Source organism: Mycolicibacterium tokaiense (assembly GCF_010725885.1).
Lineage (GTDB): Bacteria > Actinomycetota > Actinomycetes > Mycobacteriales > Mycobacteriaceae > Mycobacterium > Mycobacterium tokaiense.
Genome location: NZ_AP022600.1, coordinates 3,659,095 through 3,676,710, shown reverse-complemented (window position 1 = coordinate 3,676,710; position 17,616 = coordinate 3,659,095). Strand labels below are relative to the sequence as shown.

At 67.7% G+C, this 17,616-nt stretch carries 21 protein-coding genes and 1 pseudogene; 11 read left to right on the top strand and 11 right to left on the bottom strand.

Features of this window, described 5'->3' with window-relative positions:
- Positions 1-15 precede the first annotated feature (15 nt).
- A pseudogene (moeZ, locus tag G6N58_RS17900) lies at positions 16-1,181 on the bottom strand (adenylyltransferase/sulfurtransferase MoeZ).
- Positions 1,182-1,354: 173 nt separating this feature from the next.
- Positions 1,355-2,404: a DUF3152 domain-containing protein gene (locus G6N58_RS17895; RefSeq protein ID WP_068915940.1), complete on the bottom strand. Its 1,050-nt coding sequence runs from the start codon at positions 2,402-2,404 to the stop codon at positions 1,355-1,357.
- A 157-nt stretch (positions 2,405-2,561) separates the two neighbouring features.
- Between G6N58_RS17895 and fasR the strand changes: the two genes are divergently transcribed.
- The gene (fasR, locus tag G6N58_RS17890; RefSeq protein ID WP_115277821.1) at positions 2,562-3,236 is read left to right on the top strand and encodes an HTH-type transcriptional activator FasR; all 675 of its coding nucleotides are present in this window, start codon (positions 2,562-2,564) and stop codon (positions 3,234-3,236) included.
- On the opposite strand, the gene G6N58_RS17885 is transcribed toward fasR, so the two are convergent.
- Positions 3,223-3,483 carry a DUF3107 domain-containing protein gene (locus G6N58_RS17885; protein ID WP_068915938.1) on the bottom strand — a complete coding sequence of 87 codons (261 nt, stop codon included), beginning with the start codon at positions 3,481-3,483 and terminating at the stop codon, positions 3,223-3,225. The genes fasR and G6N58_RS17885 overlap by 14 nt on opposite strands.
- A 235-nt stretch (positions 3,484-3,718) precedes the next feature.
- Between G6N58_RS17885 and G6N58_RS17880 the strand changes: the two genes are divergently transcribed.
- The gene (locus tag G6N58_RS17880; protein WP_163908231.1) at positions 3,719-4,558 is read left to right on the top strand and encodes an MmpS family transport accessory protein; all 840 of its coding nucleotides are present in this window, start codon (positions 3,719-3,721) and stop codon (positions 4,556-4,558) included.
- A gap of 16 nt (positions 4,559-4,574) precedes the next feature.
- Here the strand turns inward: G6N58_RS17880 and G6N58_RS17875 are convergent, their stop codons facing one another.
- A complete protein-coding gene (locus tag G6N58_RS17875; protein ID WP_179968227.1) occupies positions 4,575-5,273 on the bottom strand; it encodes a ferritin-like fold-containing protein in 699 nt (232 codons plus the stop codon).
- A 331-nt stretch (positions 5,274-5,604) separates the two neighbouring features.
- Between G6N58_RS17875 and G6N58_RS17870 the strand changes: the two genes are divergently transcribed.
- From G6N58_RS17870 to G6N58_RS17860, 3 genes are read left to right on the top strand one after another with little or no spacing between them, the layout of a single operon-like run.
- Positions 5,605-7,116 (top strand): DEAD/DEAH box helicase, encoded by a 1,512-nt coding sequence (locus tag G6N58_RS17870; protein ID WP_115277824.1) that lies wholly within the window; start codon positions 5,605-5,607, stop codon positions 7,114-7,116.
- Between the two features lie 15 nt (positions 7,117-7,131).
- Positions 7,132-8,358, top strand: coding sequence for an Rv3212 family protein (locus G6N58_RS17865; protein ID WP_115277825.1), 1,227 nt, complete (start codon positions 7,132-7,134; stop codon positions 8,356-8,358).
- Between the two features lie 14 nt (positions 8,359-8,372).
- Positions 8,373-9,065, top strand: coding sequence for a GAP family protein (locus G6N58_RS17860; RefSeq protein WP_068915934.1), 693 nt, complete (start codon positions 8,373-8,375; stop codon positions 9,063-9,065).
- Between the two features lie 15 nt (positions 9,066-9,080).
- Here the strand turns inward: G6N58_RS17860 and G6N58_RS17855 are convergent, their stop codons facing one another.
- Complete coding sequence (locus G6N58_RS17855) at positions 9,081-9,878, bottom strand: ParA family protein (protein ID WP_163908230.1); 798 nt, start codon at positions 9,876-9,878, stop codon at positions 9,081-9,083.
- 70 nt (positions 9,879-9,948) lie between these two features.
- Here G6N58_RS17855 and G6N58_RS17850 point away from each other — a divergent pair, with 70 nt between their 5' ends.
- The 3 genes from G6N58_RS17850 to G6N58_RS17840 are packed head-to-tail and all read left to right on the top strand — an operon-like array spanning position 9,949 to position 12,144.
- A complete protein-coding gene (locus G6N58_RS17850; RefSeq protein WP_068915932.1) occupies positions 9,949-10,557 on the top strand; it encodes an acid phosphatase in 609 nt (202 codons plus the stop codon).
- 26 nt (positions 10,558-10,583) lie between these two features.
- Positions 10,584-11,663 (top strand): isochorismate synthase, encoded by a 1,080-nt coding sequence (locus G6N58_RS17845; protein ID WP_232067912.1) that lies wholly within the window; start codon positions 10,584-10,586, stop codon positions 11,661-11,663.
- Positions 11,656-12,144: a GNAT family N-acetyltransferase gene (locus G6N58_RS17840; protein ID WP_115277828.1), complete on the top strand. Its 489-nt coding sequence runs from the start codon at positions 11,656-11,658 to the stop codon at positions 12,142-12,144. The genes G6N58_RS17845 and G6N58_RS17840 overlap by 8 nt, the downstream gene beginning before the upstream one ends.
- Here the strand turns inward: G6N58_RS17840 and G6N58_RS17835 are convergent.
- Both G6N58_RS17835 and aroQ read right to left on the bottom strand, forming a co-directional pair.
- Positions 12,141-12,524: a hypothetical protein gene (locus tag G6N58_RS17835; RefSeq protein ID WP_068915929.1), complete on the bottom strand. Its 384-nt coding sequence runs from the start codon at positions 12,522-12,524 to the stop codon at positions 12,141-12,143. The two genes, G6N58_RS17840 and G6N58_RS17835, sit on opposite strands and share 4 nt — an antisense overlap.
- Positions 12,521-12,958: a type II 3-dehydroquinate dehydratase gene (gene aroQ, locus G6N58_RS17830; protein ID WP_115277829.1), complete on the bottom strand. Its 438-nt coding sequence runs from the start codon at positions 12,956-12,958 to the stop codon at positions 12,521-12,523. Before aroQ ends, G6N58_RS17835 begins: the two co-directional genes overlap by 4 nt.
- 50 nt (positions 12,959-13,008) lie before the next feature.
- Between aroQ and G6N58_RS17825 the strand changes: the two genes are divergently transcribed.
- A complete protein-coding gene (locus tag G6N58_RS17825; RefSeq protein ID WP_115277830.1) occupies positions 13,009-13,959 on the top strand; it encodes a diacylglycerol/lipid kinase family protein in 951 nt (316 codons plus the stop codon).
- A 284-nt stretch (positions 13,960-14,243) separates the two neighbouring features.
- Entirely contained in the window at positions 14,244-14,498 is a 255-nt protein-coding gene (gene whiB1 / locus G6N58_RS17820; protein ID WP_068915926.1) for a transcriptional regulator WhiB1, read from the top strand.
- 76 nt (positions 14,499-14,574) lie between these two features.
- On the opposite strand, the gene G6N58_RS17815 is transcribed toward whiB1, so the two are convergent.
- Together G6N58_RS17815 and G6N58_RS17810 are read right to left on the bottom strand one after the other, a co-directional pair.
- Complete coding sequence (locus tag G6N58_RS17815; protein ID WP_115277831.1) at positions 14,575-16,065, bottom strand: two-component system sensor histidine kinase PdtaS; 1,491 nt, start codon at positions 16,063-16,065, stop codon at positions 14,575-14,577.
- A gap of 6 nt (positions 16,066-16,071) precedes the next feature.
- Positions 16,072-16,287: a biotin/lipoyl-binding carrier protein gene (locus tag G6N58_RS17810; protein WP_068919671.1), complete on the bottom strand. Its 216-nt coding sequence runs from the start codon at positions 16,285-16,287 to the stop codon at positions 16,072-16,074.
- 158 nt (positions 16,288-16,445) lie between these two features.
- Here G6N58_RS17810 and G6N58_RS31330 point away from each other — a divergent pair, with 158 nt between their 5' ends.
- Positions 16,446-16,520, top strand: a complete 75-nt coding sequence (locus tag G6N58_RS31330; RefSeq protein ID WP_085976515.1) for a 50S ribosomal protein bL37 — start codon at positions 16,446-16,448, stop codon at positions 16,518-16,520.
- Here G6N58_RS31330 and rsrA read toward each other — a convergent pair whose 3' ends face one another.
- The gene (gene rsrA / locus G6N58_RS17805) at positions 16,521-16,817 is read right to left on the bottom strand and encodes a mycothiol system anti-sigma-R factor (RefSeq protein WP_068915924.1); all 297 of its coding nucleotides are present in this window, start codon (positions 16,815-16,817) and stop codon (positions 16,521-16,523) included.
- The gene (locus G6N58_RS17800) at positions 16,814-17,476 is read right to left on the bottom strand and encodes a sigma-70 family RNA polymerase sigma factor (RefSeq protein WP_170314350.1); all 663 of its coding nucleotides are present in this window, start codon (positions 17,474-17,476) and stop codon (positions 16,814-16,816) included. Before G6N58_RS17800 ends, rsrA begins: the two co-directional genes overlap by 4 nt.
- Positions 17,477-17,616: the final 140 nt, after the last annotated feature.

Sequence of the window (17,616 nt, the reverse complement as noted above, 5' to 3'; positions counted from 1 at the left end):
GCGGTGACCTGGGTCCTAGTAGGTGATCATGTCCGGCTCGACCTGCTTGGCCCAGGCGGCGATGCCGCCCTGGACGTGCACCGCGTCGGAGAATCCGGCCTTCTTGGCGATGGCCAGCACCTCAGCGGAGCGGACACCGGTCTTGCAGTAGAACACCGGTGTGCGATCGACGGTCAGCTTCGACAGCGCCTCACCGTTCTCGAACGAGCCCTTGGGCAGCAGCTCGGCGCCGTCGATGTGATTGATGTCCCACTCGACCGGCTCGCGCACGTCGATCAGCGCGATGTTCTTGCCGGAGTCCAGCAGATCGCGCAGCTCGCGCGGGGTGATCGTGGAGTCGGCCGCAGCCGCCGCGGCATCCTCGGACACCACGCCGCAGAACTCTTCGTAGTCGATGAGCTCGGTGATCTTGGGCGTGGCGGGATCCTTGCGGATCTTGATGGTGCGGTAGCTCATGTCGAGGGCGTCATAGACCATCAGCCGGCCGAGCAGGGTGTCGCCGATACCGGTGATGAGCTTGATGGCCTCGGTACCCATCACCGACGCGATGGACGCGCACAGGATGCCGAGCACCCCGCCCTCGGCGCAGGACGGGACCATGCCCGGTGGTGGGGGTTCGGGATAGAGGTCGCGGTAGTTCAGGCCCAGCCCGTCGGGGGCGTCCTCCCAGAACACCGACACCTGGCCCTCGAAGCGGTAGATGGAGCCCCACACGTAGGGCTTGCCTGCCAGCACCGCGGCATCGTTGACCAGGTACCGCGTGGCGAAGTTGTCCGTGCCGTCGAGGATCAGGTCGTACTGCTTGAACAGGTTCACCGCGTTCTCGGGCTCCAGCCGCAGCTCGTGCAGGCGGACGTCGACGAACGGGTTCACCTCGCGCACCGAGTCGCGGGCGCTCTGCGCCTTGGACCGGCCGATGTCGGATTGACCGTGGATGATCTGGCGCTGCAGGTTGGACTCGTCGACCACGTCGAACTCGACGATGCCGATGGTGCCGACGCCTGCGGCGGCCAGGTAGAGCAGGGTGGGCGAACCCAGACCCCGGCACCGATGACCAGCACGCGGGCGTTCTTCAGCCGCTTCTGCCCGTCGAGACCCAGGTCCGGAATGATCAGATGCCGGCTATAGCGCGAAACCTCTTCGCGCGTCAGCTCGGCTGCTGGCGCTACCAGCGGCGGCAACGACGACACCGTATGACTCCTCGATTGCACTAGGGATGCCTCGACTCACGTCGAGTCCTCTGTGCAACCGTAATCGTCCTCCAACGCTTCCCGACAATCCGGTGATGCGCCGAAACCGATGATCTGCCGGTCCGCACTCGCACAAATGGGCCCGTGTGTCGGTGTGGGCGGGATCAGGCGATGGGGTACGGCCACGGGTTGAAGCGGCAGGTGAGCCCGTTGGCGGGGATGGCGCCCGGATCGAAAAGCGTGTTGTCGTTGTTCGCGGTGGAGAACGTCTGCTGCATCATGATCGGCGCCAGATCGCCGTTACCCGGGCAGGCCTCGTGCTGCCGGTAGCCGATCGCGTGGCCCACCTCGTGGTTGACCAGATATTGCCGGTACGAGCCGACGTCGCCCTGGAACGGCACCGCGCCGCGCACCCAACGGGCCTCGTTGATGAACACGCGGGGTGTGGGCGCTGCGCCGGGACTGGGACTGTAGGCCGGGTTGAAGCACGACGTCTCGATCTGGATCTCGTAGCCGCAGCCCTGCCGGATGGTCATCGGCGAGGTCAGCGAGACCCGGAAGTCGGGCTCGGCCGTCGACGTCGCGTCGGCGCGCACGAAGGCGAACTGCGGGTCGTGGATCCAGCTCTTCGGATTCGACAGCGTCTGACTGACCATCTGCGCGAAGCCCTCGTCCCCACCGAACGAGGTGGTGTCCATGCCGTCCTCGACCTCGACGGTGTAGGTGAAGACCTTGGCGGTGCCCTGGCCCACCTGCGGCTCGGCGCCGGGCACGATGTGCCAGGTGTTGGCGCCGGCCTCGGTGAACGGCCCGCCCGCGGGCAGGATCCCGGTGGGCAGGTTCGCGTCGAACTGCGTCAGACCCTTCGGGGGCGCTCCGACGATGGCGGTGGAGTCCGCACCGATGGTGGGCGGTCCCTGGGCCGGCTCGTCGACGGCCACAGGCGTCTCGGTCTCGGTGCCGGTGATCGTCTGATAGACCACCAGGACGGTCACCACCAGCAGGATCGGCAGCGCGTAGGCACGCCACCCGTAGGTCGAGACGAAGCGACCCAGCCACGTCTGCTTACGCCACTGCTGGCGCTCATCCCGGTTGGCCCGGGGCCGCCCGGTTTCACCGGCCAGCGGGTCGCGCTGGGCACGTAGCGGCTCGCGCCACTCGCTGTGCACCACAGGTGCACGACTGGGCCCGCGACGCCCTGGGTCGAAGGTCACCGACCCAGAATGGCACAAACGCGCACACAGACGGTTTTCGGCGCGCCCGGGACCGCTGCCCGAGCCGACGATTCGTGGGTTCGGCGCCCGCGGGTAGTAATGTCGTCGCGATGGGCCTGCACCTCCTGGCCTGGCACGGAACCAGATTGAGGACTTGATGAGCGAGCTCGCCAACACGACACGACGGCGGGGCGCCAACGCGGCCGAGGGAGACCGGGCTACGGGCACCAACAGGCGCGGAAGCAGGCTGCCCCGCGACGAACGACGCGGCCAGCTGCTGGGCGCCGCCAGTGAGGTCTTCGTGGACCGGGGTTACCACGCCGCCGGCATGGACGAGATCGCCGACCGGGCCGGGGTCAGCAAACCCGTTCTCTATCAACACTTCTCGAGCAAGCTCGAGCTGTACCTGGCAGTGCTGGCCCGCCACGTGGACAACATGGTCTCCAGCGTGCGTCAGGCGCTGCGCACGACCACCGACAACCGACTGCGCGTGCGCGCCGCCGTGCATGCGTTCTTCGAGTTCATCGAGCAGGACGGTCAGGGCTACCGACTGATCTTCGAGAACGACTACGTGACCGAGCCTCAGGTTTCCCAGCAGGTCAAGGTGGCCACCGAGGCGTGCACCGACGCGGTGTTCGACCTGATCAGCCACGACTCCGGCCTGGAGCCGCACCGCGCGCGCATGATCGCCGTCGGGCTGGTGAGCATCAGCGTCGACTCAGCGCGCTACTGGATCGACAACGACCGCCCCATTTCCCGGGAAGACGCCATCGAAGGCACCGTCCAGTTCATCTGGGGCGGTCTGTCGCACGTGCCTCTTACTCGTTCGTGACCGGCGGCGTGACCGGGCCGGCTCCGATGCCGAAGCCCACCCGGCGGCCGTCGGCAGGCCCCAACTCCACATAGGCCACCCGTGCGGCCTGGATCAGGAACCGGCGGCCCTTCTCGTCGGTGAGGCTCAAAACGCCGTCGCCCGCGGTCAGGGCGCTCGTCACCTGCTTCTCCAGCGCATCGGGTGTCGCCGCGCTGACGAACACAATTTCGCGCGGGCTGTCCGTGACACCGATCTTGACCTCCACGCTGGACCCTTTCTTCGACAAGCGGTTACCCATGAAGGCTAATGGACGCACCGGCAACGCTTCACACCACGGCGTTCGCGGTCAGCGAAGCGGCTCGCGACCTGCCGCGACGGTGATCCAATCGCAATCAAATCGAGTACGTACCGGGTCCGAACGCCACCCTCCCGTCGATACGCTGAAGTGAAGTGAGTGACAAATGTTGCGGAAGTGAAAAGGACGCGTCGGCGGTGAACCGGTGAGCAAACCGTATTGGAGTGGCGGCCACCAACAGGGGCCCAGTTTTCTCGACGACCCGTTCGGCGAGGAGAACCCCACCGGGCGGATCAGCACCCGTGAGCGCTACAACGACGGCTTCTACAGCAACGGCGGGTACCGGACCACCGACGACTACCGGCGCCGCCGGCCCGGTCTGGACTACTCGGAGCACGACGACCTCGAGTACGACGACGAGTACGAGGACTACGACGAGGACGTCTACTACCACTCGGACACCCGCTGGCGTCTGGTCGCCGGCCTGGCCGTGGCGGTGCTGTTGGCCGCGGTACTGGCCATCGTCCTGGTGATGCGCGGCGGCGACGACACCCAGAACACCGCGCAGAGCTCCCCCGCGACCTCGACGACACCCCGCACCGTCGTGGCCACCATCGCGCCCAGCCCGGCGCCACCGCCGCCGGTGCAGCTGTCCCCCGAAACCGTGGTCACCATCACCACCACGCCGCCCGCGCCCCCGCCCGTCGCGGCGGCTCCAGTTCCGGAGGCGGCACCGGCACCCCAGGTTGCCCCCGCCCCGGCGGCGGCGGTCGATCCGCGCACGGTCACCTACACAGTCACCGGCACCAAGCAGATGATCGATCTGGTCAGTGTCATCTACACCGATGAGCAGGGCCTGCCCCGCACCGAGGTGAACGTGGCGCTGCCGTGGTCGAAGACGCTGGTGCTCAACCCGGGTGTGGACTTCGAGTCGGTCACGGCCACGAGCCTGACCGGCCAGCTGAACTGCGCGATCACCGACGCAGCGGGAACCCCGGTGGTGGCCCAGAACAACAACTCGATGATCGCGACCTGCACCGGGTAGACGGCCCCGGTGGCCGTCAGCTCAGCCCGAGCTCGGCCATCCGATCGGCGTGCGTCTGCTGAAGGCGCTCGAAGAAACCCGCCATCTGGCCGAGACCGCCGGTGCTGGCCAGCACCAGATCCACCAGGTCGTCCTGGTCGGCGAGGACGTACTGCGCCTGCGTGATGGCCTCCCCCAACAGGCGCCGCGACCACAGGGCCAGTCGGCTGCGCTGCATCTCACTGGCGGCCACCGCGGCCCGCACCTCATCGACCACGAACTGCGAATGCCCGGTCTCGGCCAGCACCCCCCGCACCACCTCCGCGATCTCCGGCGGCAACACATCGGCGATCTCGAGGTAGAAGTCAGCGGCCAGAGCATCACCGACATAGGTCTTGACCAACGCCTCGAGCCAGGTACTCGGCGTGGTGAGTCGGTGATAGTTCTCCAGCGCCGAGGCGTATCGCGACATCGCGGGCACCACATCCACCCCGCGGCGCTCCAACGCGTCTCGCAGCAGCTCGAAGTGGCCCATCTCGGCGGCGGCCATGCGAGCCATGCTGATCCGGCCGGACAGGTGCGGCGACATCCGCGCCTCCTCGGTGAGCCGATAGAAGGCGGCCACCTCGCCGTAAGCAAGCAATGCGAACAGCTCGTCGATCCCCGGATGATCGGCGGTCAGCCCCGGCGCCGACCCGCCGGAGGACAGTTCACCAGACCCCGTGACGGGCTGCATCGAGCTCATGCGCTCACTGTAGTTCCTGAGCCCGCGGCACCCACCTCGGAGACCGTCGGGCCGTGGCGAATCGGGCCGGGCTTGTGCGACCGGCTACCATGGTCGTAGGCAGAGGCGTTTCTGCGCCCCTACCTAGGTAATGTGCGTGCACGCAGTTGGCCCACTCAGTGACCACTGTCATCGCACTGGGCCCAGCGAACCGGTTCGCGGCACGTCTACGCGACGGCCGGTCTCGTTCCTCTCAGAACTCGTGCGCGCGTGATCGATACGCCGTGATCGAAATGACGAGTACTGATCTCGGACCGAGACCGAAAGGCACCACTTCTCCCCTATGACTGTCATCCCCAAAACCTTCGCTGACCTTGGTGTTCGCGAAGAAATCGTTCGTGCCCTCGCAGAGCAGGGCAAATCACACCCGTTCGCCATCCAGGAGCTGACCCTGCCGATGGCCATGGCCGGCGACGACCTGATCGGCCAGGCCCGCACCGGTATGGGCAAGACCCTGGCCTTCGGCGTGCCGTTGCTGCACAAGATCACCAGCGACACCGAGCGACCGCTGACCGGTGCGCCGCGCGCCCTGATCGTCGTGCCCACCCGTGAGCTGTGCATCCAGGTGTACGGCGACCTGGCCGCTGCCGCCGAGCACCTGCGTGTCGGCGACCGTGCACTGTCCGTGGTCTCCATCTATGGCGGACGCCCCTATGAGTCGCAGATCGAGTCACTGCGCAAGGGTGCCGACGTGGTGGTGGGCACCCCGGGACGCCTGCTCGATCTGGCCCAGCAGGGCCATCTGCAGCTCGGCGGCCTGTCCGTCCTGGTGCTCGACGAGGCCGACGAGATGCTGGACCTGGGCTTCCTGCCCGACATCGAACGCATTCTGCGGCTGACCCCGGACAGCCGTCAGGCGATGCTGTTCTCGGCGACCATGCCGGATCCGATCATCACGCTGGCCCGCACGTTCATGAACCAGCCGACCCACATCCGGGCCGAGTCCGCGGCGTCTTCGGCCACCCATGACAGCACCGAACAGTTCGTCTACCGCGCGCACGCCCTCGACAAGGTCGAGATGGTCGCGCGCATCCTGCAGGCCGAAGGCCGCGGTGCCACCATGATCTTCACCCGCACCAAGCGCACCGCGCAGAAGGTGTCCGACGAACTGGCCGAGCGCGGGTTCAAGGTCGGCGCCGTGCACGGCGACCTCGGGCAGATCGCTCGCGAGAAGGCGCTCAAGAGCTTCCGTACCGGCGCCATCGACGTTCTGGTTGCCACCGACGTCGCCGCCCGCGGTATCGACATCGACGACATCACCCACGTCATCAACTACCAGATCCCTGACGACGAGCAGGCCTACGTCCATCGCATCGGCCGCACCGGACGCGCCGGCAAGACCGGTATCGCCGTCACCCTGGTCGACTGGGACGAGCTGCCGCGCTGGACGCTGATCAACACCGCACTCGGCCTGGACACCCCGGACCCCGCGGAGACCTACTCCAGCTCACCGCACCTGTTCGAAGAACTCCGGATCCCCGCCGACGCCGGCAGCTCCGTCGGCGCCGCGCAGAAGGTGTCCTCCAAGCGCCCCGAGCGCAAGGAACGCGGCGAGAGCTCCGCCGACGGCGAGGCCAAGCCGCGCCGCACCCGCAGCCGCCGTCGCACCCGGGGTGGTCAGACCGGGACCGGACATGTCGAGCAGGTCACCGACGGGTCCGAACCCTCAACCGACGGCGGGGTCGAAGCGGATTCCGACGCCCCGGCCCGCCGGCGGCGTCGCCGCCGGCCCCGCAAGGCCGCAGGTGCCGCCGCCGAGGCCACCTCGACCGACGCTCCGGTCAACGCCGGCTGACCCACACCGTCCGCCATGGTCAGACCTGAGCGCCGGACCAGAGGCGATGTGATCGCCGCCCTGGCCATCGCCGCAGTGGTGGCATTGACCGCAGGCGTCGTCTGGTGGACCAGCGACGCCCGCGCCACCCACAGCAACCCCGCCGCCGACGTGTCGACAGCACCGCCGGCAGCCACAGCAGTTCCCGCTGGCCTGCGCGAACTGTGGTCTGCCCCGAGCCCGCACACGACCGTGCCCGTGATCGCCGCGGGCACCGTCGTCACCGGCGACGGGTCGACCATGCAGGGCCACGATCCGGTCTCCGGCGCGGTGCGCTGGAGTTACTCACGTAACCGCGAGCTGTGCGGCGTCACCTGGGTGTACAACTACGCCGTGGCGGTCTACCCGGACGACAGAGGTTGCGGTCAGGTCAGCACGGTCGACGCGGCCACCGGCAAACGTGGACCCGCGCGCTCCGGAGAGGCCAGTCCCCACGTCGAGCTGTCCGCCGACGGCACCACCGTGCTCTCGCTGGGTGGGTCACGCTTCGAACTCTGGCGCTCGGACATGGTGCGGGTGATCGGGTTCGGCGAGGTCTCCGCCCGGGTCAAGCCCGTCCACGTGGGCGTCGGCAACGGCTGTGCGCTGCTGTCGGCGGCCGCGGGCAACGACGCGGTGTCGGTGCTGCGCTTCTGCCCGGGTGAGACCGACGTCAAGCTGTCCTTGGTGCGGGCCACCGACGAAGACGACGAGCCCGAGGTGCGCGACGTTCCGGAACCCGGGGTGCCGGCCGACTCGGGCGCACAGGTGCTGGCGGTGTCCGGCACCACCACCGCCGTGTACCTGCCGGTGCCCGAGCCGCGGGTGCAGGTGGTCGACGACACCGGTACCGAGATCGGCGATCACCGGCTGCCCGGACCGGCATCGGCCGCGTTCCCCGAGGGCACGGTCTCCAAGACCGGCGACCTGATCACCTGGTGGACCGGTGATGCCGTGATGGTCTTCTCGAGCACCGACATCGAGTACCGCTACACCATCGGGCGCTCCGGGGGGCAGGTGCCGCTGGGCCCCGGGGTGATGATGGCGGAGAAGCTGCTGGTGCCGGTGACCGGTGGCATCGGCGTCTACAACCCGCAGACCGGTGAACAGGAGCGCCTCATCAGCGTCCAACGCCCGCCCACCGATACCGCGGTGGTGCCCGCCGTCGTCGGCGACACCATCCTCGAACAGCGCGGCCGCACCCTGGTGGCACTGGGCCAATAGGTTCACAGACATCCATGACAGCCCTGGTACTGGCGCTGCTCGGCCTCGCCGTGCTCGATTCGCTGAACGTGCTCAACATCGGCGTCGTGTCGGCCATCGTCTACGACAGCCGGCTCAACCGGCGTTCGCCGGTGCCCGGCGGGCTGAGCTACATCCTGGGTGTGTTCACGGTGCTGACGGCGTTCGGCATCGCGACGGTGCTGGGCCTGAGCTTCCTGACCGAGCTGTTCGACATCGAGATCACGCCTGCGTTCCGCTACCGCGGCGAGCTGGCGATCGGGGTGGTTCTCATCGGCCTGGCCTTCTTTCCCCTGGTGGCGCAGACCTCGGCGCCGGGATGGGCGATGGGGGCCATGGGAACGATGCGGCGCAGGCCGTGGCTGTTGGGCTTCGTCGGGTTCGCCGTCGGCCTGGGTCAGGCGCCCACCGCGGTGCCCTACCTCACCGGCCTGGCGATGATCGCCGCGCTCGACCCGCGCCCCGAATTCTGGCCGATCCTGATCGTGGGCTACTGCCTGGTGGCCGCGCTGCCGGCGACATCGGTGCTGGCGCTGTCGACCATTCGGCGTCAGCGGGCTCAGCGGGCCCAGCGTTGGGTGGTGCGCAGCGTGACCCGGTTCGGGCCGATCGGCGTGCGGATCCTGTTCCTGGTCGCCGGGGTGGCGCTGGTGGCCGACGCGGTGATCCACCACTCCGCGCTGTGGTGAGTCAGGGCCTACCCGTCAGATCTCCGGGGTGTACGTCGGCAGCTTCTTGCCGGACTTCCAGTACTTCAGCAGGCTCTCGGCGAGCTCCCGGTAGGCAATGGCGCCCTTGTTCTTGCGGCCGGCGATCACCGACGCACCCGAGGCACTGGCCTCGGCGAACCGCACGGTGCGTGGAATCGGCGGCGCCAGCACCGGCAGGTCGTAGCGGTCGGCCACGTCCAGCAGCACGTCACGACTGTGGGTGGTGCGCGAGTCGTACAGCGTGGGCAACGCACCCAGCAGCGTCAGGTCCGCGTTGGTGATCTGCTGCACGTCGGTGACGGTGCGCAGGAACTGACCGACTCCGCGATGCGCCAGCGTCTCGCACTGCAGCGGCACGATCACCTCACCGGCGGCGGTGAGGCCGTTGAGTGTCAACACCCCCAGCGACGGCGGGCAGTCGATGATCACCACGTCGAAGTCGTCGCCGACCTTGGCCAACGCCCGCTTGAGGGCGTACTCGCGTCCGGCCCGCATCAGCAACATCGCCTCGGCCCCCGCCAGATCGATGTTGGCGGGCAGCAGGGTCATGCCCTCTTCGGTCTGCACCAGCGCGGCACCGGGTTCGACATCGCCGAGCAGGACCTCGTGCACCGAGACCGCCAGCTTGTCCGGATCCTGGCCCAGCGAGAAGGTCAGACAGCCCTGCGGGTCCAGGTCGACCAGCAGCACCCGCTTTCCGCTGGCGACGATGGCCGCGCCCAACGATGCCACCGTGGTGGTCTTGGCGACCCCACCTTTTTGGTTGGCCACAGCCAGCACGTGTGTCCCCACGGCTCCATCCTGGCATGTGAGACGGCCCGCGTCCCGGGTGGAGCCCCCGGGTGGGGCAGAATTGGCGAACGTGAGCGTGGGCAAGCATCGGCTGGTACTGCTTCGGCACGGCGAAACCGAGTGGTCGAAGTCCGGTCAGCACACCAGTACCACCGACCTGGAACTCACCGACGACGGACGGGAGCAGGCCCGGCTGGCGGCTCTGGCGCTCGATCACCTGGGCTTGCTGAACCCCATCGTGTTCTCCAGTCCGCGCCGCCGGGCGTTGGCCACCGCCGAGCTGGCGGGACTGACCGTCGACGAGGTGACCCCCCTGCTGTCGGAGTGGGACTACGGTGACTACGAGGGCGTCACCACCCACGACATCCGCAAGAACGTCCCCGGCTGGCTGCTGTGGACCTACGGGTGCCCGGGCGGCGAAAGCGTCGATCAGGTCAGCATGCGCGCCGACCAGGCCGTCAACCTGGCGCTGGAGCACATGTCCGAACGCGATGTGGTGTTCGTCGGGCACGGCCACTTCTCCCGTTCGGTGGTCACCCGCTGGGTCGAACAGCCCCTGCGCGAAGGCGCCCGGTACGGCTTCGGGCCCGCGTCAGTGGCGGTGTGCGGATTCGAACACGGTCTGCGGCAACTGAAGTCGCTGGGGTTGACCGCGCACCGCGAACCGGTCTCGACGTGACCCCGGGAGCCGACGAACCTTCCTTCGTGTTGTCCGGTCCGACCGGGACGGTGGTGGCGTCCGGGGTGCGCACCGGGTACTCCGACGTAGCCGCGGCGGCCGCCGCGCTGCGCACGCGTCAAGCCCCGATTGTGCTGGGCGCGTTACCTTTCGATGCATCCGGTCCGGTGGCACTGCACACCCCGGAATCCGTCGCGTTCACCGAAGCGCTACCCGCATGGCCGACGCACGAGCCCGGGGCCGTACGGGTGGAGCAGACCGTGCCCGAGGCCACGGAGCACCGCAGGCGGGTCGCCGAGGCCGTCGCCCGCCTGCGCGATCCCGACTCGACCCTGCGCAAAGTGGTGCTGGCCCGGTCGATCCGGCTGAGTTCGGCTGCCGGTTGGGATGCCCGCACGGTCCTGAACCGGCTGCGTGCCGCCGATCCGGCCGCCTATACCTATCTGGCGGATCTGACGCCGGCGGGCGAGAACCACCTCGGTGCGGTGCTGGTGGGCGCCAGCCCCGAGCTGCTGGTAGCGCGTTTCGGAAACCAGGTGCGCTGCCGGCCTTTCGCGGGATCAGCGGCCCGCTCGCAGGATCCCGAGGTCGACCGTGCCCGCGGCGCGGCGCTGGCGGAATCCGCCAAGAACCGGTACGAGCACCGGGTGGTGGTCGATGCCATCCGCGACGCACTGGCGCCGCTGTGCAGCGACCTCGAGGTCGACGCCGAGCCGCAGTTGCACCACACCGACGCGCTGTGGCATCTGAGCACCAGAGTCACCGGAACGCTGCGCGAAAAGTCCACCACGGCATTGGATCTGGCGTTGGCGCTGCACCCGACACCGGCGGTGGGCGGACATCCCACCGCCGAGGCGACGACCGCGATCGCCGAGATCGAGGGCGACCGCGGCTTCTACGCCGGCGCGACCGGCTGGTGTGACGCCGACGGAGACGGCCGCTGGGTGGTGTCGATCCGCTGTGCGCAGCTGTCCGCCGATCGGCACACGGCGACAGCACATTCCGGCGGCGGGATCGTGGCCGACTCCGATCCCGACGACGAACTCGACGAGACCACGACCAAGTTCCACACCATCATGACGGGATTGGGAGCAGCGCATGGGTGAGGTGATCCGTCGGGCGGTGCCCGGAGACGAACACGAGATCGTCGCGATGGTCCACGAGTTGGCCGAGTTCGAAAAGGCGGCGCAGGAATGCACCGTGACGGCCGAGCAGTTGCGGGATGCCCTGTTCGCCGATCAGCCGACGGTGCACGCCCACATCGTCGAGGTGGACGGCCGAGCCGCCGCCACGGCACTGTGGTTCCTGAACTTCTCCACCTGGGACGGGGTGGCGGGCATCTACCTCGAGGATCTGTTCGTGCGCCCGGCTTTTCGCCGGCGGGGGCTGGCCGCGGACCTGCTGGCCGAGCTTGCCCGTGAATGCGTGCGCAACAGTTATTCGCGCCTGAGCTGGGCAGTGCTGAACTGGAATGTCAACGCCATCGCGCTGTATGACGGCGTGGGCGGCAAACCGCAGACCGAGTGGACCACCTACCGGGTCTCCGGTCCCGAGCTCGAGCAGCTGGCAGCGCGGGCCGCTCGCTAACCCTTGGTCGCGTACCAGTGCACCGCAGGCGGGCTGAGCAGCAGGCCCAGCACGGCCACTGCGAACAGGGCCACCAGCACGCCGTACACCTCATGGTGGGACGAGAACACGTACCACGCCACCGGCAGCAGCAGCAGATTGGTGGGCACGCCGATGCCGCGGCCCCACCGCCGGCCCGTGATCAGCGCCCACCCGCCGGTGACCACACCGGCACCGATGAGCAGGAACCACAGGGCCGTGCCGTAACCGCTGACGATGTGCTGATCGGCACCGCCGAGGCCGCGCACCAGCAGCACCACGGCCATCACCAGAGCGGCGACGCCCTGCGCGGCCACCAGGAAACCGGCGTAGCGCACCACCGCGGGTTGCGTCGGGCTCACAGTCTGCTCGCCAGGAAGCGCACCGCCAGCTCGTAGCCCAGTGGTCCCGCCCCGGCCACCACCATGTCCGCCACCGGGGATACGTAGGAGTGGTGCCGGAACTCCTCGCGCTTGTGGATGTTGCTCAGGTGGACTTCCACCACGGTGAGTTCGACGGCGGCCAGCGCGTCGGCGATGGCCACCGAGGTGTGAGTGAAGGCGCCGGGGTTGATGATGATGCCCGCGCAGCCGTTCCGCGCCGCGTGGATGGCGTCGATCAGCACGCCCTCGTGATTGCTCTGCACCGCGTCCACCGCAAGGCCGTGCTGCTCGGCGAGGTCGGTGACCGCCTGCTCGATCTGCGCGAGGGTGGTTGATCCGTAGATCTCCGGCTCCCGGGTGCCCAGCAGGTTGAGGTTCGGCCCGTTCACGAGCAGCAGGCGGCGTTCTGTCACGACGCAACCGTACCGAGCAGCTCTGGAGGACGCCTATAGGCTTGGGGCTCGTGCGTGCCGTGCTGATCGTGAACCCCAATGCGACTTCGACGACGCCGGCCGGCCGTGATCTGTTGGCACATGCCTTGGAGAGCCGCACCCGGCTGACCGTCGAACACACCAATCACCGCGGACACGCCATCGAGATCGCCGAGCAGGCGGCCGATGACGGTGTGGACGTGGTGATCGTCCACGGCGGTGACGGCACGGTGAACGAGGTGGTCAACGGCCTGCTCGGGAAACCGGGTCCGCTGCCGCTGCGGGACCTGCCCGCCGTCGGCGTGGTTCCCGGTGGCTCGGCCAACGTCTTCGCCCGGTCGCTGGGCATCCCGCAGGATCCCATCGATGCCACCAACCTGCTCGTGGACCTGCTCAGCACATACCGGAGCACCGGGGTGTGGCGGCGGATCGGCCTGATGGACTGCGGAGAACGATGGGGTGTGTTCACCGCCGGGATGGGTGTCGACGGCGAGGTGGTGGCCGCGGTCGAGGAGCGACGCAAACACAGCACCGGGGTGACGGCAATGCGCTACATCAGCGCGGCGGTACCCACCGTGCTGCGCAGCGCCCGCCGGGCACCGCGGTTGACGCTGCAGATCGACGATCAGGATCCGGTGACCGGCGTGCATTTCGTCTTCGTCTCGAATTCCAGCCCCTGGACCTATGCCAACAAGCGCCCGGTCTGGACCAACCCGGATACCGGCTTCGACACCGGCCTGGGCGTCTTCGCGACCACCAGCATGAGCATCTGGCGGAATCTGGGCCTGGTGCGCCAGATGCTGGCCAAGCGGCCGAAGCTGGCGGCCGGCCACCTGATCCGCGAGGACGATGTGGCGTGGGTGCGGGTGAGCAGCGACACGCCGGTAGCCAGTCAGATCGACGGCGACTACATCGGTCTGCGCGAGCAGTTGACGTTCCGATCGGTCCCCGACGCGCTCGGCGTGGTGGCCCCGCTGATCTGAGGCAGGAAAGAAACATGCCTCTAGCTGCGACAAAAGCCGCTGTGACGAAATCGCTGCGCTGAATTGAGAGCACAACTGGGTTGAGCGTAGTACAAACGAATGAGGGATCAGAAAACGGCCCCCGCGAGTGACATTGCACACGTGTTAACTCGCGCTATTGACTTGTGTTGCCGATCTGGAACGATCAGATGCAACAGTGCAGAAACATTTGGTGTGCACGCGTTAACAGCCGAAAAACAAAACCCGGCGCGCACTGCTGCGCGCATTAGTGAGGAGTGCTTCTTATGGATTGGCGCCACAAGGCGGTCTGTCGCGACGAGGATCCGGAACTGTTCTTCCCGGTGGGGAACAGCGGTCCGGCACTCGCGCAGATTGCTGACGCGAAGCTGGTGTGTAACCGGTGCCCGGTTACCACCGAGTGCCTGGCCTGGGCGTTGGAGTCCGGCCAGGACGCGGGCGTCTGGGGTGGCATGAGCGAGGACGAGCGCCGCGCTCTCAAGCGTCGCAATGCCCGCACCAAGGCCCGCAGCGGAGTCTGACCAGACTCCCCACAGCACGTCGACGGCCCCGACAGTGAATGTCGGGGCCGTTCTTTTTGCTCCAACGAATTGTGTCTCATTGTGCCAATCTCGAACGTCGCCCAATTGGCACTCGTAACACCACATCGGTGCCGCCGCTGTCCGCCTCGTGCATTCCCAGCGACCCGTCCAGTTCGGCCGACACCAGTGTTCGCACGATCTGCAACCCCAGTCGGTCGGACTTCTCCAAGCTGAACCCGCCGGGCAGTCCGCGGCCGTCGTCGTGCACCGTGACGTCCAGCCAGCGCGCCGAGCGTTCCGCCCGGATGCTGACATGTCCTTGTTCGGCCCCCGGGCCGAACGCGTGCTCGATGGCGTTCTGCACCAGTTCGGTCACCACCATGATCAGCGCGGTGGCGCGGTCGGCATCCAGGACTCCCAGCGCGCCGATACGGCTGATCTTGATGGGGCTGTCGACCGCGGCGACGTCGTTCATGATCGGCAGGATGCGGTCGATGACCTCGTCGAGGTTGACCTGCTCGTCCACCGACATCGACAGGGCGTCGTGCACCAGCGCGATCGATGACACCCGCCGCACAGATTCGATGAGGGCCTCGCGGCCCTCGGCATTGGTGGTGCGCCGCGCCTGCAGGCGCAACAGCGCCGCCACGGTCTGCAGGTTGTTCTTCACCCGGTGGTGGATCTCGCGGATGGTGGCGTCTTTGCTCAGCAGAGCGCGGTCCCGCCGCTTGATCTCGGTGACGTCGCGGATCAGCAGCGCCGCCCCCACGGGGGTGCCGTGCACCACCAGTGGCAGCGTCCGCAGCAGGACGGCCGCACCGCCGGCGTCCACCTCCATTCGGGTACTCGATCCCCCGGACAGCGACACCTTGATGTGTTCGGACAGTTCCTGGGCCTCAAAGGGGTCCGAGATCAGGGGCCGGGTGACGGTCACCAGGTTGTGGCCTTCGAGTTCGGAGGTCAGGCCCATGCGGTGGTAGGCCGACAGCGCGTTCGGGCTGGCGAAGACGACGGACCCGGAGACGTCCAGTCGGATGAACCCGTCGCCCACCCGGGGACTGGACCGCGACATCGCGATGTCGCCCGCGTTCGGGAAGGTGCCCTCGGAGAGCATGTTCACCAGGTCGGCGGCGCAGGCCAGGTAGGCGGTCTCCAGCGGAGAGGCCTTGCGCAGGGCGGCCAACGCGGTCTGATGCGTGAGCACCGCCACGACATTGCCTGCGTGTCGCACGGGCACGGCTTCGACGTTGAGCCCCGCTGCGGTGCTCGCGCCGGGGGGATCTTCCCTGGCGATGGCACCGGACCGGAATGCCGCCGTCACCAGCGGCAGATCGGCCGCATCGGACATGGTGGACACGGCGTCGCTGAGCAGTCCGGTGGGAGCGGTGTTGGGGCGGCACTGGGCAACGCACACCAGCGCCCCGTCGTCGCGGCGTACCCACATCAGATAGTCGGCGAACGACAGGTCGGCCAGCAACTGCCACTCCCCGACCACCGCGTGCAGGTGATCGACCGCTTCGCCCGGCAGAACGGTGTGCTCGGCCAAGAGGTCACCGAGCGTCGACACGGGCGCCTAGCTGATCACAGCGATGAGGTCGCCGGCCTGGATCACATCGCCCACGGCCACACTGACCTTGCTGACGGTGCCGGCCACTTCGGCCAGCACCGGAATCTCCATCTTCATCGACTCCAGGAGCACCACGGTGTCGCCTTCGCCGATCTGATCGCCCTCGTGGACCACGACCTCGAGCACGCTGGCCACGATTTCGGCGCGAACATCCTCGGCCATCTTCACCCACCTCTACTGGAGCAACGTCACTGCTGTAGCTATCGAACCACAAGACCGGGTGGACAGAGCATCGTGTGCCCCGTGAGACACTGGTATGTCACCGCTGCCCGGTTCGGGCCGGCGGACCACCCAATCAGTTCACGACCTGGAGGTACATCATGGCCAAGCGTGGCCGTAAGAAGCGTGACCGCAAGCACAGCAAGGCCAACCACGGCAAGCGGCCCAACAGCTGACTAGCCCCTGATGATGGTGGTGCGGCTGATCTCCAGCCGTAACCGCTGTCGCAGGCTCTCAGGCGCTCTTTCGCCACTGCACTTGGTGGCGACGAGCGCCTTTATGCGTTCCTCCACCCCGTAGTGCCGCAGGCAGGCCGGGCACTCGTCCAGGTGCTGCTGCAGCTTGTCACGGGTTTCCACCGTGCACTCCCCGTCCAGCAGCGTCCAGACCTCGGCGATCACCGCCGCGCACTCCGGGTGCTCGGGATCCACCGGACCGACCGGCGGGCGCCACGTGCGCTCGTCCTCGCTCATGACGACACCTCCTCGGCAGCATCGACGGAGCCACGGATGAATCCGCGATCCCGGGCCACATCGGCCAGCAACTCGCGCAACTGGCGCCTCCCTCGGTGCAGCCGGGACATCACAGTCCCGATGGGCGTATCCATGATCTCGGCGATCTCCTTGTAGGGGAAGCCCTCGACGTCGGCGTAGTAGACCGCCATCCGGAATTCTTCCGGAAGTGCCTGCAGGGCTTCCTTGATCTCGGTATCGGGCAAGGCCTCCAGGGCCTCGACCTCGGCGGAGCGCAGCCCCGTCGACGTGTGTTCGGCGTTGGCCGCCAACTGCCAGTCGGTGATCTCGTCCGTGGGGTACTCGGACGGCTGCCGTTGTTTCTTGCGGTAGCTGTTGATGTAGGTGTTGGTGAGGATCCGGTAGAGCCAGGCCTTGAGATTGGTGCCTTCGCGGAACGACCGGAAGCCCGCATACGCCTTGACCATGGTTTCCTGGAGCAGGTCTTCGGCATCCGCCGGGTTGCGGGTCATGCGCAGTGCGCCGCCGTAGAGCTGGTCCAGCAGCGGGATCGCATCGCGTTCGAAGCGCGCCGTCAGCTCGGCGTCGGTGTCCTCGGATCTGGTGGCCGACGTCTCCTCGGCCGGCTCCAGACCAGTGCTGTCATCTATGTCGGTCATCTTGGTTGACACAGTCCCTTCCGTTGCGGAGGTCCAGATGATCGACGGCAGCAATGCCAGCTCCACGACCAGTGGTTCTGACACCGCACGCTCGAGGCATACCGTCGACACCAAGTTCCCCTCTCGCAATCCTAAGGCTG